Origin of the sequence: Pseudomonas sp. R11-23-07 (assembly GCF_003852295.1) — a bacterium.
Classification (GTDB): domain Bacteria; phylum Pseudomonadota; class Gammaproteobacteria; order Pseudomonadales; family Pseudomonadaceae; genus Aquipseudomonas.
The window spans coordinates 3,204,942-3,219,388 of the sequence record NZ_CP027761.1; the positions used below are offsets into that span (position 1 = coordinate 3,204,942).

The following is a 14,447-nucleotide window of genomic DNA, read 5'->3' on the forward strand; positions in this document are numbered from 1 at the left end:
CCCTGATCGATGGGGCTCACCCATGATCGAAGCAACCGGCCGAGCCATCGGCTTTCTGGTGCTGGCCGCGATGGATTCAAAGACGCGGGACGTCGAATCCGTGCTCAGCGATTTCCGCGGTTGCCTCAACCACTACGACACCTGGGCGCAGAACTTCTTCAGCTCTGCGGCACTGGATGTGGAGCAGGTGTTCAAGGTTGGGAACGAGGTGGCGCTGGTCGCCCCGATCAACCGTTCGATCTTCCCCAGCAGCACCGTCGCTACATGCCAGGCCAACGGCACGCTGACCCTAGTGCATATGTTCCAGAGCTCGCGCTTCGTGCCGATCGGCAACACGCCGGTGATGTTGCAGCGCATCGATCCAGACGGTGGCCCGCTGGGCGAGCCCATTCATAAAACCATCGGCCCAAGCGGCATCCTCGAAGTCACCGAGTGCGACCGCAACCAGCAGTACCGGGTCAGTTTCTACCCCGACGTTTCCTCGGCGCATTTCAAGGCGCTGTATGCCTCTTATCAGTCGGTCATCACGCCACTGGAAGACTGGCTGCGCAGCGAATGGGACACCACCTTCGAACCGCTATGGAAGAACTATTCCGAAGCGAATTTTCTCCAGCGCTACCTCTCGCTGCACCGCGCTTATGCCCAAGGCTTCGGCGAAGTCCTCTACTCGGTTTGGGACAACATCACGCAGTTACTCCAGTGGTTGTCCGACCCGCTGGCCAACGCTGAAAAGCTACTGCATTACCTTTCCCAGGACGAGCTTGAAAAGTTACTCGCGTTAAGTGCCGAGACCCTCGCCAAGGGTTTGCTGGTGCTCAGCGATGAGCCTTTGCTGTTCGTTCACCTGGCAGCCCTGGTCAGCTGGATGCGCATGCTGCCACCGCCATATATGAACGAAATGCTCGGGGCGATTGGCGCCGAAGTCGTCATCACCCTGTTATTGGGGCTGGCGACGGCCGGCATGGGTTTTGTGGTGCGCATCAGCACCAAAGTACTGGCCGGCATCAAGTCACGCCGGGTGCGCAGGTGGCTGGAGCAGATAGCCGCGCAGTTCGGCACAGCTCGCTTGGAGGGGCACACCGAAGCGCTTAAGCCGGTGCTGCTGGGCAGTGCCCCAATTCCGGTCAAGGCGGTGCCGGTGGCGCCGTTGAAGGCGGGTGACACGCTGGTTTCGAACCCGGTGCCGGCGGTGCGCAGCAAGACCCAGCGTACCGCCTTGGTGCGGCAGGAAGCGGTGGATGATGTGCCTGCCCCGTCTAAAAATCCGGCTGGGGAGGCTGCTGACTCTGCGGATAAAACCGTCACCCACGGCTGCCCGGTGTCGATGGTCACTGGCGAGGAACTGCTGACCCTTACCGATGGCGCGCTGGATGGGATTTTGCCGTTTGAGTGGACGCGTCTGTATCGCAGCAGTGCGGTGGAAGTGGACTGTGGCTTGGGGTTTGGCTGGAGTCATGCGCTGGCGCAGCGGCTTGTGGTGGCGGGCGATTCGGTGGTGTGGACGGACCACGAAAATCGCGCGACCACCCTGCCCTTGCCGACGGTTTCTCGACCGGCGATTACCAACAGCCTGGCGGAAGCGGCGATCTATTTGGGCTCGGTTCCTGACGAGTTGGTGCTGGCCCAGGCTTCTCGGTTTTATCACTTTTGCGACGGCGTGCTGACGGCGATCAGCGATGCGTATGACAACCGGTTGTTGGTTGTCCGGGATCGGTTGGGGCGGATTGAGCGGCTGGATAACGGCGTGGGCCGCTCTTTGCTCTTGCGCTACGAGCTGGATCGCATTGTCGCGGTGGACTACCAAGTTCATCGCGCCACGGGGCATGAACCCTTTGTTTGGGTGACCGAGCAGAACGTCGTTGCCTACGCCTATGACGACAGTGGACGACTGGTTTCAGCGACCAATGCTGTCGGTGAATGTGAGCGTTATCGGTACGACGAGCAGCACGTCATTCTTGAGCGCCAACTGGCCGGTGGGGCGAGTTTCTTTTGGGAATGGGAACGCGCCGGCAAAGCCGCGCGCTGTATTCGGCACTGGGCCAGTTTTTCGCAGATGGACACGCGGTATGTCTGGGGCGATGACGGTCGCGTCACCGTGCATAACGCCGACGGCAGCCAGGAAGTTTACGTACATGACCAGCGGGCGCGGCTGATACAGCGCATCGATCCCGACGGCGCTCAACACTTCAAATCCTACGATGACAAGGGCCGCCTGACGGTCGAGCAGGACCCGCTGGGTGCGGTGACGGCCTATCAATACGACGACGCCGGACGCTTGGTCGCGCTGTTTCCGGGGGATGACGAGCCAACATCCTACGAGCATGACAACGGTTTCGTACGAGTTGTAAGGCGCGGTGAGGCGGTCTGGAAATACGAGCGTAATGACCAGGGCGATGTCATTCGCCAGATCGATCCGGATGGCAACGCGACTGACTACAGCTACGACACACAGGGACAATTGACCGGGGTTTGGTATCCCGACAACAGCTGCCATCGCTTGGTGTGGAACGAACGCGGGCAGCTCGTTGAAGAGCAGTTACCGAATGGCGGGATCAAGCGCTACCGCTATGACGACCTGGGCCGGCAGGTTGCGCGTGAGGATGAAAATGGCGCGCTGACCCAGTATCAGTGGGACGCCATAGGCCGCCTGCTAAAGCTGACCCAGCCCGGCGGTACTTGCCGGGAATTCAGCTACAACCCCTACGGAAAAATCACCGCCGAACGCGACGAACTCGGCCACGTCACCCGCTACGAATACGCCGACGGCCTGCACCTGATCAGCCGCCGCATCAATGCCGACGGCACCCAGGTCAACTACCGCTACGACAACGCCCGCTTGCTGCTCACCGCCATCGAAAACGAAGTCGGCGAAACCTACCAGCTCGACTACCACCCCAACGGCCTGATCCAACAGGAAACCGGCTTCGACGGCCAACGCACCGCGTACGCCTACGACCTCAACGGCAACCTGCTGGAGAAAACCGAATACGGCGACGACGGCAGTCAGCTCGTCACTCAATACCAGCGCGACTATGCCGGCCGCCTCGTAAGAAAAACCCTGCCCGACGGCAGCGCTGTCGATTATGCCTACGACCGCCAAGGCAACCTCCTCAGTGTCGACGACGGCCACTGGTTCCTGGCCTACGAGTACGACCGCCAAAACCGCCTCACCGCCGAACACCAGGGCTGGGGCACGCTGCGCTACGGCTACGACGCCTGCGGCCAACTTCAACATTTACGCCTGCCAGACAACAACCGCCTCGCCTTCAACCACGACAAAGGCGGCCACCTTGCCACCGTCGAACTGAACGGTTCGCTGCTGACCTCACACCTGTTCAAAGCCGGCCGCGAACACCAACGCCAACAAGGCCAACTGCTCAGCCACTACCACTACGACGATCAAAACCGCCTGCACACCCACGCCGTCACGCAACAGCAAAACCACCTCTACCAACGCCACTACGACTACGACAAAACCGGCAACCTCACCCGCCTGCACGACACCCGCAAAGGCGAACACCTTTACCGCTACGACCCACTCCACCGCCTGACCCGCGCCGATCACTCGCAAGACATACAAGAACGTTTCGGCCACAACCCTGCCGGCAACCTGCTCATGCAAGATCGTCCTGGCCCGGACATCCTCGCGGGCAACCGCCTGGTGATCCAAGGCGATCACCATTACGACTATGACGCCTTCGGCAACCTGATCCGCGAGCGGCGTGGCAAGAGTCATCAACTCGTTACCGAATACCGCTACGACTGCCAGCACCGGTTGATCGGCATCACCAAGCCCAACGGCCAAACCGCCAGTTACCGTTATGACCCGTTTGGTCGGCGTATCAGCAAAACCGTCGACGGCATCACCACAGAGTTCTTCTGGCAAGGTGACAAGCTGATTGCCGAACATCATGCGGAACGCCATCCCAGCTACCTCTACGAACCAGACAGCTTCCGCCCGCTGGCACTGCTGGAAGGCTTCGGCCCAGCAGAAACCAAGCCCTATCACTACCAACTCGACCACCTCGGCACACCCCAAGAACTCACCAGCCCGGAAGGCGACATAGTCTGGTCCGCCCACTACCGCGCCTACGGTGAAATCAGCCGCCTCGACGTAGGCAAAATCGACAACCCGCTGCGTTTCCAAGGCCAATACTTCGACCCGGAAAGCGGCCTCCACTACAACCGTCATCGCTACTACAATCCAGATATTGGTCGTTACCTGACGCCAGATCCGGTGAAGCTGGCGGGTGGGATCAACGCATATCAGTACGTACCTAATCCGACAGGCTGGGTAGACCCGCTAGGCTTGAATAAATGCCCAGGCGGCGATGGCTGTAAACCAAGCGTTAGTGCCCAAAACCCTACGGCAAGTATTGACCACGGAGAGCCGGCATTACCGCAACTGACCCGTGCGGAACGGCAGGCTAGAATTGATGAGCTCGCAGAATCAAATGCTCATCGGCGTTTATCGGAGCTTGAAGCGTCAATTCCGGGTGCCCACTTTTTAGAAAAACACGGTGCTCAGACGTCGCTCGCATCTCAACTAGAGCGAGTAATAACAGCCAGAAACCCCACCACAGGAGAAGTTGAAAAACACCTAAAAGGGCCACGCATAGGAAAACCACGACCGCCAAGCGCTGCGACTCACTTTCTAAGCCATAGGGACCAATTGAATGCCATTTACCGTGCACAGCTAATTTTCAAGCTTCTTAACTTATCGGCGTCCAAACAACCTATGCATATGGGAAAAATAATTGGACAAGGGTATAAACGAGATGGTTATAAATATGACCATACGAAGAAGGCTAGAGTTTTCTTAAACGAAGACGGACAACCTATCACAGCATTTGCGGATCTCGAATGAAACTCAAGCCAAGCCTCTCGATAATACAAGGTCTGCTTTTCACATACTGCATCGAAAATACCACGAGCGCAGATAGAGAAGAGCTTATCACTTCAATAAACGTAAATAACCACGAGGAACTCACCGGACTATTTAACGAGCTAACCAAACCAGAATTTATCAGATACAAGCGAGATGAAAGAGAATGGCACATCAACACACTTCAACACTTTCTAAGTACCGACGAAAACTTCGAGTCAGTGTTCTACCTTTTTGACACCCATTTCAACGATGAAATAACCGATAAACGACAATTCATGAAAATCCTATTAGATTGCCTTAACAGATACAACCTTGAGGCCGGCGAGCACGAATCAAACACAGCCCCCTAACCCTTACCTATGACGAGCGAACCGTTCGCTCGCCACAAATAAAGCTGAGGCGCCACGCTCTCCACCTCAGTGCGTTCCTCAGGTCAGAATCACTTGTCGAGGAAAGACGATGTTGAAAGACCCATTCTTAAATGAGCTATTTTACCCAAGCCTAATGTGGTTTATCGGGGCCTTTGATATTTACGACCGCGAGCAAGAGCTCAGCATAGAGCTCAGTAAATATGACCCAAATAACAAGTCGGACAGAGAAAAACTAATAAAGCGTTACGCATTGAATTTAAGCTACCTATCATATAGACATAAATACGCGTTAATTGAAAACTTAAAAGACAAGCTGAATGACGAAACTTACAACTTTCATAGCTTATTTGAGATAAGCGAAGACGACACAGGATCGTGGCCAAGAGCCGAATGGTATCAACTGGACAACCCAAAAGATTTTCTAAGAGAGATTTATCTTCTAGCTAAAGATGTGTGGAAAGACGACCTTCAAAAAGCAAGCTGCGAAGACCAGTCGACCTGGTAGAAACGCCGACACTTTTCCGGAAAAAAATCAACCTCCTCTGGCGAGTGAGATAGCGCGTCCGCTACAAAAAATTCGCCAGCCAAAGTCCCGTGCCTATAGCAATAAGCGCGCACCAAACAAACCCGTAAACTTTCCAACGAATAAATAAAAAATGCTATTTCACCCATATTCGGACACTATCCACTTCGACGCCAGCCTTTACTATTTTGTGGGAATTTTTGATATTTATGACAGGGAGGAAACCAAGGGGAAGGAGCTCGCTTGCTTCAATCCTAATGACCGTAAAGATAGAGAAAGCCTCATAGTAAAATACTGCCTAGATCCATACAAAAAACTATCCTATCGACACAGATATAAACTAATAGAAAACTTATCTATCGCATTAAACACCCAAAACTTTAACTTCCACTCTTATTTTGAGGACAACCCAGAAAAGTGCTCTACTATGGCCTGGGATGAAACCGAAATAGCCGATCCCCGAGGTTTCTTCGCCGATATCTATCGCCTAGCCAACGAGGCCTGGAAAGACGATCTCGAAAAAGCCGGCCTCGAAGATCAATCAACTTGGTAAAACTAACACCGCTCTGCAAGACAACGCCCCACCTTGCAGTGCACAAACTTTCCCGCTCTCGGCTGCGAGCGACGCCAGCCGGATAAGAATTAATCTGAAGTGCTTGCAACCAATACACTTAGAGTACTCTTCCTTGGATTCCACACGGTCAGGCACCAAATGCCCCACCACTCCAGCCCCCACTCGAAAAACCCATCCCAAGGCCGCTCTACTGGCAGACTACCGTCTGGTCGCCGCCCCCATTTTTCCTCATACGCATCCACCCAATTTATGACCACAACGTCGTTCTGTGCTTCGATACCAAGCAATTGCAACCATTCACAATATAAAGACTGAGCCTCACTCTCACCTCTTTTAAACCGAGCGCTATAAGGCGGATGGCAAAAAGCGCTATAGAGCGCAGTAGGACCGAATAGATTTTTTTGCATAACCGTCAGGTTTTTGACTTCAGCTAATGTCAACGGCGTAGCCTCCGCACGCTCCACATCCCAATCCGGAATCGGAGCATAGTGAGAAGGGAGATAGTCGCCTGTCTCCGCCAGCTCTGGCGTTCTGTATGCAGCAGCCTGATAGCAACCCATGCCTAATAAAGCCTGCCGGTGGACATGCTCATCAACAGCGATATTGAGCTTTGGAGAAAACACTACAAACTCAAACACACAACCTGCTGTGCACATACGTTTGCGCAAAGAGGTAGTTTGCTCCTGCTCAACAACAGTTAAAAGAAACGGGGATTGCATGTTTATCCTTATGATTACTGCGATCGGTGGTCTCGCGTTAAAACATGTTATACCTCAGATTAAATGCGCAATGTCTTGCGCACAGACCTGTAACGCACGCCGCCAGTGCGTTTTACCGATTTGTAGCTAAATGCATCTAACCGCTAGGCATAAATAATTTAGATTGCCCCACCCCTAATACAAAAAACCCTCGACAACAAGATCCAGCCGATAAAATCGAAAAATCCTACAACGTATTCTCAAGAATCGAGCAACGCCATGCTTGCGCTGGCCCGCGAAGCTGCCCCAATCAAGGCGATGGGGTATTTCAGGTAGTTTAATTAATATATAAAAACCTGAATAACGTCGAAGTCAGATTCGACAACGAGGACAATTCGCCCACTCACTGCATTTCCGTACTGAGGTCACAATATTGAAATCGCCATTTGGAAATATGCCTTTTACGCCCAAGATCTCTTATATTTTGGCAGCACTGTCAATATACGACCTAGAGGAGACCAAAGGCGAAGCGCTTTGGAGATATAATCCTAACGACGCCAAAGAGCGAGAAACGATAATAAAGGACTTTATTCTTAAAGACCTTATGCACCTTACTTACAGGCATCGCTTCATATTAATAATAATGCTTCAAACTCCTTTAAAAAACCCTGAAATTGACTTCGCCAAAGAATTCGAAAGCGATTACGACGAATATATAACAATGGCCTGGGACGAAACTGAAATAGCCGATCCCCGAGGTTTTTTCGCTGACATCTACCGACTCGCTAACGAGGCCTGGAAAGACGACCTCGAAAAAGCCAGCCGCGAAGACCAATCAACCTGGTAGCCCCCTGAAATACCCCCACTTGTGGCGAGCAAGCAAGCTCCCTCGCCACAAGTACACGACCCGCTCAGCGCTTGGAAAGCTCCATAATCATCCGACTCAACAAATACACCCGAGGCACCACACTCTCCACCTCGGCATATTCCTCCGGCGTGTGAATATTCCCGCCCACTATCCCAAACCCATCCAATGTCGGCGTGCCGACCCCGGCCGACAAGCTTGCATCCGCGGCGCCGCCGCTGCCTTCGATGGTCAGGGTCTTGCCCAATTCGCCGTAGATGCCTTGGGCAATCGCGACCAATTTGTCTGACTCCGCCGTTTGCGGCATCGGTGGCAAGCCGCGTTGCAGGCTGGTCTTCACTTCTGTGTCCGGGATCAGTTTGTTCGCGGAGACCCGCGCCAGGTCCTTCTCGATGCGGTCGAACTCTTCCGGCTGCGCGGCGCGTACGTCGGCCTTGGCGGTGGCTTGGTCGGGGATGACGTTGGTGCGGTCGCCGGCCTTGAGTACGGTGAAGTTGATGGTGGTTTTTTTCTCGGCGTCGCCCAGCTTGCCCAGTTGCAGGATCTGGTGTGCGGCTTCCATGGCGGCGTTGCGCCCCAGTTCAGGCGCGACGCCGGCGTGGGCGGCTTTGCCTTTGACTTCAACCAACGCGGTGGCGCTGCCTTTGCGCCAGACCACCAGGCCGTCGGCTGGGCGGCCGGGTTCCAGGTTGAGGGTTACGTCGTGGCCCTTGGCGGTGGTGCGGATCAGTTCGGAGGCGGCGTCGGAGCCGGTTTCTTCGCTGGCGTCGAGCAGGAAGGTGATTTGTGCATAGTCCTTGAAACCTTGGCTTTTCAGGACTTTCAATGCGTAGATGCCGGCGACGATGCCGCCCTTGTCGTCCATCACGCCGGGGCCATAGGCGCGGCCCTCCTTGATGTGGAACGGGCGTTCGGCGGCCGAGCCTTCCTTGAACACGGTGTCCATGTGCGCCATCAGCAGGATTTTGGCCTTGCCGGTGCCCTTGAGAGTTGCGATCACATGGCTGTTGTTGGCGGCTTTGTCCGGCACCAGCTCGATGCTGAAACCCAGCTGTTTCAACTCATCCACGGCGATGTCGCGCACTTGGGTCAGGCCGGGCTCGTAGCCGGAGCCGGAGTCAATATTCACCAGGCGCTCCAGCAGTTTCAGGGCCTCGGCCTTGTACTGTTCGGCGTCCGCCTGGATCGGCTTGTGGGGTTCGGCGCTGTAGGCCGGCACGGCGAAGGACAAGGCCAGGGTGGCGGCCAGCAGGGTGCGGGGGAAGGTGAAGAGCATGGACCGATCCTTGTTTTTCATTGAGGGGGGCCGCCACACCCTACCCCACTAAACGGACCGCAACCAAGCCCCCTGCAGCGAACTGACCCGGTTGCGCCCGCTGCTTTTGGCCTCGTACAAAGCCTGGTCGGCATCGTTGAGCCAACTGGTGGCGTCGGCGTGGCTCGGCAGGTATGGCGCCAGGCCGATACTCAAGCTGGCGCGCAAGGTCGGGTCCTGGGCGTAGGCAAGGGCGTTGAAACGATCACGCAGGGCGTCCATCACTTCAGTGGCACGGTGGAGCGGCATGTCCGGCAGGATCACGCAGAACTCATCGCCGCCGTAGCGTCCGGCAAGGTCGGTGGCGCGCAGGTTCTGGCGCAATACCCGGCTTAACTGGCGCAGGACGATATCGCCGGTGACATGGCCATAGGTGTCGTTGATGATTTTAAAGTGGTCGATATCGATCAGCGCGATGGCCGCACCGGCAGGGCCGCGGCGGCAACGGTGGAACTCGATTTCCAATTGATCCTTCCAGGCGCCGTGGTTGAGCAGGCCCGACAGGCTGTCGGTGCGGCTCAGGGCCAACAGTTCGCGCTTGTGCCGCGCCAGGGTCACGGCCTGGCGGTAGCAGATCCAGCCCAGGGCCAGGGGATACAACGTCAGGATCGGCAGGCAGGCATACAGCTGGGCCTGGGTGGTGACGCCGATGAATGCGGGCGCGACTATCAGCAGCGCCGTGGCGATGCCCAGCGCCTGGGCCACCCACCCCGCCAGCAAAAAGCGCGGCCCGCCGATGGCGACGTTGTTCATGCTCATCATCGACAAGGTGGTGACGCTGGGCAGCGGGTTGAAGTGCATCGCGCCGACCCAGAAGCCGCCGCAGAAGGAATCGAACAGCAGGTTGCGACGCTCACTGCGCAGGGTATGAGCGGCACGCAAAGACGCTTGGAACGCCAGGTGCGGCCAGATAAACGCGTTGATCAGCATCCAGGCCCACACCCATGGGGACGGGTTCAGCGGATACATGCCGAACGCCACGCAAACAAAGCCGAGCGCCAGCCCCAGGAGGCGGGATTTGTACAAGCGCGAAGCGAGCGGAAGTCCATTTCCTCCGACGGCTGCCATGATGGGGGGGTAATCCTGGGTGAGTCCCTGGAGTCTATCAGGGCGACGGCAAATCGCCACCACTGCTTACAGGCTGATACTTCAGTGCGAAAACCCGCGTGCCAGCATCAATGCCACGCCGAGCAACATTATTGCCGTGATCCGCTGCAACATCACGCGCCGCTTGGGGTTTTCCAGCAGGTGTTTGATGCGCTGGCCGAAATAGCAGTAAAGGCAGCCACTGGCAAATTGCAGCAACAGGAAGGTCAAACCGAGGATCGCGATATCCGCCGCCGAGCTGTGCTCCCCGCCTCCGGCGAACTGCGGGAAGACGGCGCTGAACATGATGATGGTCTTGGGGTTGGAAAAGCCGGTCAGCAAGCCCTTGCCGAACAGGCTGCGCGAGCCCTCCACCGCGCCGGCCTTGTCGATCGACACGCCGCTGCTGGTCCACTGCTTGTAGGCCAGGTAAAGAATGTAGGCCACGCCGACAAACTGGATGGCCTGGGTAATCGCGAGGTTGCCCTTGATCAGCTCGGAAAAGCCCACGGCAAAGATCAGGATCGAAATCAGGTACGACACACTGGCGCCGATCTGCGCCGGGATCGAACTGCGCAGGCCGTCCTTCAGGCCCAGGCTCAATAACAACAGGGTCATGGGGCCGGGACTGAAGGTCATGGTCGCGCAAAACAACAGGAAGTAGAGAAACGAAGACAGCGTTAACGCACTTGTCATGGTCAGGGACCTTGAATGGATAGACAGGCAACAACGGTCAATTGCTGGCGAGATGGCGCGCAGTCTAGGGGAATGGCATTGCGCCAGGCAAGTAAAGTAATGCCTAATACGGCCTAACTTCACCGGTAAAAGTACCGGCAAACATAAGGACGCTTCATGTTGGTATCCGCCATCGCCTTTGTGGAAGGCACACCCAAGGTCCAGCAGATCGTCGAGGCCTTCAGCCAGGCCATCGAGGCCAGTGAATGGGCGCCCGGCAGCAAGTTGCCGTCGGTGCGGGCGTTGACCGAAATCCTCGGCGTCAGCAAATTCACCCTCAATGAGGCCCTCGACCGCCTGCGCGGGCGCAACCTGCTCACCTCCCGCCAGGGCCGGGGCTATTTCGTGGCGATGGACACTGCGCGCCCGGCGTCGGTGACCTGGGTCGACCTGCTGCCTCAGGACCTGCTCAGTGTGTTGCGCCGCCCTCTGGCCACCGCCAGTGGCGAGCTGCGCCCCGGCGGCGGGCACTTGCCGGAAGACTGGTTGAACGGCGAAGCGATCCGCCAGGCCATGCGCAGCGTGGTGCGCGCGCCGTCGCTGCGCATCGCCGGGCTCGGCACGCCGGCCGGGCTGTTGCCGTTGCGCCAGGCGCTGCAACAGAAACTGCACGGCGAAGGCCTGTCGGTGCCGGTGGAACAGATCATTACCACGCCCAACACCGTGCAAGGCCTGGACATGCTCATGCGCTTGCTGGTGCGTCCCGGCGACACGGTGCTGCTGGACGCGCCGTGCTACTTCAACTTCCACGCCAACCTGGCCCTGCACGGGGTCAAGGTGGTGACCCTGGAACGTCGCCCCGACGGCTTCGACTTCACCGCCTTGGAACACCTGCTGGCCGAACACCGGCCCAGCCTGTACCTGACCACCAGCGTCTTGCATAACCCCACTGGCCATTCCTTCAGCCCCAGCCAGGCGTTTCGCCTGCTGCAACTGACCCAGCAGTACCACTGCCATATCGTCGAGGATGATCTCTACGGCGACCTGCACCCCAACCCGCCGCCACGCCTGGCCGCCGTCGCCGGGCTGGATCAGGTCACCTACCTGTCGGGATTCTCCAAAATCCTCAGCGCCAACACGCGCGTCAGTTACGTGGTGGCCGCGCCACAGCTGGCCGCCAACCTGACCAATATGAAGTTGATGAGCGGCGGCGTGACCTCGGAGCTGTTCGAGCAGATCGTGTACCGCATGCTCAGTGAGGGCAGCTATGCCAAGCACCGCAAGCGCATGGTCCAGCGCCTGATGGAAGCCGGTGGGCGCGTCGAACAGTGGCTCAAGCGCTGCGGTTGCGAACTGCCGATGGCGTTTGAAGGCGGCATGTTTATCTGGGCGCGCCTGCCGCCCGGCGTCAACGGCGAACTGCTGGCCCAGGAAGCCTTGAAGCGCAGCATGGTGCTGGCGCCCGGCACGCTATTTGGCTATGACCCGGCGCATCGCGACCTGATGCGGTTCAATGTGGCCCACAGTGATGAGCCGCGGGTGCAGCGGGTATTCGAGGCGTTGTTGGTGCAGGCGGTACGGGCGGCTTGAGTGGCGGTGCCGTCACCCCGGCAACGGAATCACCCGCAACGGCCGCACCGACTTGTAGGAAAAGCTCGAATAGATTTCTTTCACACAGGGCAACGTCTGCAGGACTTCCCTGGCAAATTCGCCGAACGACTCCAGGTCCTTGGCCACCACTTCCAGCAAGAAGTCATAGCGCCCCGACACGTTATGGCAGGCCACAATCTCTGGAATCGCCAACAGCCGCTGCTCGAACGCCCGGGCGATTTCCTGGGTGTGGCTTTCCATCATGATGCTGACGAAGGCGGTCACCCCATAGCCCAGGGCCTTGGGGGACAGGATCGCCTGGTAACCGCTGATCACCCCGCTCTCTTCCAGGTTGCGCACCCGTCGCCAGCACGGCGATGTGGTCAGGGCAACGCGCTCGGCGAGTTCGGCCACGGTCAGGCGGGCGTTGCCCTGCAACGCGTTTAACAGGGCTTTATCGGTGCGGTCCAGGCTGACAGGCATAATGTGCCTCTATTCATTGTTTTTATCGGGTTTTCATCCATGAACGCCGGCGTATCCAGCCATTTTCGCAACGTTCAACTGTGGTTATGAGCATAGCATTGTAGGAAATAAGGAGCGCCCGACATGAACAATAAACGCCCTGCGTTCGGTTTTTCTACCCGCGCGATTCACCACGGTTACGACCCCAAGGACCATCACGGCGCCCTGGTACCGCCGATTTACCTGTCGGCCACCTTCGCTTTTCCGACCGCAGAGTACGGCGCGGCCTGCTTTGCCGGGGAGGCCAGCGGCCACTTCTATACGCGTATTTCGAATCCGACCCTTGCCCTGCTGGAGTCGCGCATGGCCGCCCTGGAAAACGGCGAGGCGGCGGTGGCGTTCAGTTCCGGGATGGGCGCGATTGCTGCGACGTTCTGGACCCTGCTGCGCCCAGGCGACGAGGTAATCGTCAGTCAGACGCTGTACGGCTGCACCTTCGCCCTGCTGCATGGCATCAGCGAATTCGGCATCAAGGTGCGCCATGTCGACCTGACCGACCTGGCCGCCCTGCAAGCGGCACTCGGCCCCGCGACCCGCATGATCTACTGCGAGACCCCGGCCAATCCCACCCTGCGCCTGGTGGACATCGCCGCCGTGGCCCGGCTCGCCCACCAGCAACCGAATGTCACCGTGGTAGTCGATAACACCTATTGCACGCCCTACCTGCAACGGCCCCTGGAGCTGGGCGCCGACGTGGTGGTGCACTCGGCCACCAAGTACCTCAGCGGGCATGGCGACATCACCGCAGGCATTGCGGTGAGCAGTCACGCGATAGCGCAACGCATCCGCCTGCAAGGGCTCAAGGACTTGACCGGCGCGGTGATGTCCCCGCAGGACGCCGCCTTGCTGATGCGCGGCCTCAAGACCCTCGCCCTGCGCATGGACCGCCATTGCAGCAACGCCCAGGCGGTGGCCGAAGCCCTACAGGCGCATCCCGCCGTGCAATGGGTGACCTACCCTGGGCTGGCGTCCTTCCCACAATACGAACTGGCTGCGCGGCAAATGAAGCGTTCCGGCGGCATGATTGCCTTCGAGCTCAAAGGCGGGATCGATACCGGGCGGCGCTTCATGAACGCGCTCAAGCTGTTTACCCGCGCGGTCAGCCTGGGCGACGCCGAATCACTGGCCCAGCACCCGGCCAGCATGACCCACTCCACCTACACCCCCGAGGAACGCGCGCAACACGGCATCAGCGAAGGCCTGGTGCGCTTGTCGGTGGGGCTTGAGGACGTCGCCGACCTGTTGGCGGATGTGCAACAGGCATTGGGCAAGTGTGCCCGTGCGGTTGCGCGTCCAACGTTGCTGGCCGCGCACGCGGGGAAATAACCGTCGGGCTGTGG

Annotated in this window: 11 protein-coding genes; 6 read left to right on the forward strand and 5 right to left on the reverse strand. The window is 57.9% G+C overall.

Going from position 1 to position 14,447, the window contains the following annotated elements; translation table 11 throughout:
• The first annotated feature begins 22 nt into the window (after positions 1 to 22).
• The 3 genes from C4J84_RS14590 to C4J84_RS14605 all read left to right on the forward strand — a co-directional run bounded on the left by C4J84_RS14590 (position 23) and on the right by C4J84_RS14605 (position 6,335).
• Complete coding sequence (locus tag C4J84_RS14590) at positions 23 to 4,867, forward strand: RHS repeat-associated core domain-containing protein (RefSeq protein ID WP_124435609.1); 4,845 nt, start codon at positions 23 to 25, stop codon at positions 4,865 to 4,867.
• 480 nt (positions 4,868 to 5,347) lie between these two features.
• Positions 5,348 to 5,764: a hypothetical protein gene (locus C4J84_RS14600; RefSeq protein ID WP_124371013.1), complete on the forward strand. Its 417-nt coding sequence runs from the start codon at positions 5,348 to 5,350 to the stop codon at positions 5,762 to 5,764.
• 151 nt (positions 5,765 to 5,915) lie between these two features.
• On the forward strand, positions 5,916 to 6,335 hold the full coding sequence (locus C4J84_RS14605) for a hypothetical protein (RefSeq protein ID WP_124371014.1): 420 nt from the start codon (positions 5,916 to 5,918) through the stop codon (positions 6,333 to 6,335).
• Between the two features lie 89 nt (positions 6,336 to 6,424).
• On the opposite strand, the gene C4J84_RS14610 is transcribed toward C4J84_RS14605, so the two are convergent.
• Positions 6,425 to 7,075, reverse strand: coding sequence for a hypothetical protein (locus C4J84_RS14610; RefSeq protein ID WP_124371015.1), 651 nt, complete (start codon positions 7,073 to 7,075; stop codon positions 6,425 to 6,427).
• Positions 7,076 to 7,487: 412 nt separating this feature from the next.
• Between C4J84_RS14610 and C4J84_RS14615 the strand changes: the two genes are divergently transcribed.
• Entirely contained in the window at positions 7,488 to 7,901 is a 414-nt protein-coding gene (locus tag C4J84_RS14615) for a hypothetical protein (protein ID WP_305955286.1), read from the forward strand.
• Between the two features lie 64 nt (positions 7,902 to 7,965).
• On the opposite strand, the gene C4J84_RS14620 is transcribed toward C4J84_RS14615, so the two are convergent.
• The 3 genes from C4J84_RS14620 to C4J84_RS14630 form a co-directional block, all read right to left on the reverse strand.
• On the reverse strand, positions 7,966 to 9,195 hold the full coding sequence (locus tag C4J84_RS14620; protein ID WP_124371017.1) for a M20/M25/M40 family metallo-hydrolase: 1,230 nt from the start codon (positions 9,193 to 9,195) through the stop codon (positions 7,966 to 7,968).
• A gap of 48 nt (positions 9,196 to 9,243) precedes the next feature.
• Positions 9,244 to 10,302, reverse strand: coding sequence for a diguanylate cyclase (locus C4J84_RS14625; protein WP_124371018.1), 1,059 nt, complete (start codon positions 10,300 to 10,302; stop codon positions 9,244 to 9,246).
• Between the two features lie 81 nt (positions 10,303 to 10,383).
• Positions 10,384 to 11,016, reverse strand: coding sequence for a LysE family translocator (locus C4J84_RS14630; RefSeq protein WP_124371019.1), 633 nt, complete (start codon positions 11,014 to 11,016; stop codon positions 10,384 to 10,386).
• 156 nt (positions 11,017 to 11,172) lie between these two features.
• Here C4J84_RS14630 and C4J84_RS14635 point away from each other — a divergent pair, with 156 nt between their 5' ends.
• On the forward strand, positions 11,173 to 12,585 hold the full coding sequence (locus C4J84_RS14635) for a PLP-dependent aminotransferase family protein (protein ID WP_124435610.1): 1,413 nt from the start codon (positions 11,173 to 11,175) through the stop codon (positions 12,583 to 12,585).
• Positions 12,586 to 12,597: 12 nt separating this feature from the next.
• On the opposite strand, the gene C4J84_RS14640 is transcribed toward C4J84_RS14635, so the two are convergent.
• A complete protein-coding gene (locus C4J84_RS14640; RefSeq protein WP_124435611.1) occupies positions 12,598 to 13,068 on the reverse strand; it encodes an Lrp/AsnC family transcriptional regulator in 471 nt (156 codons plus the stop codon).
• 123 nt (positions 13,069 to 13,191) lie between these two features.
• Here C4J84_RS14640 and C4J84_RS14645 point away from each other — a divergent pair, with 123 nt between their 5' ends.
• The gene (locus C4J84_RS14645; RefSeq protein ID WP_124435612.1) at positions 13,192 to 14,433 is read left to right on the forward strand and encodes a methionine gamma-lyase; all 1,242 of its coding nucleotides are present in this window, start codon (positions 13,192 to 13,194) and stop codon (positions 14,431 to 14,433) included.
• Positions 14,434 to 14,447 lie beyond the last annotated feature (14 nt).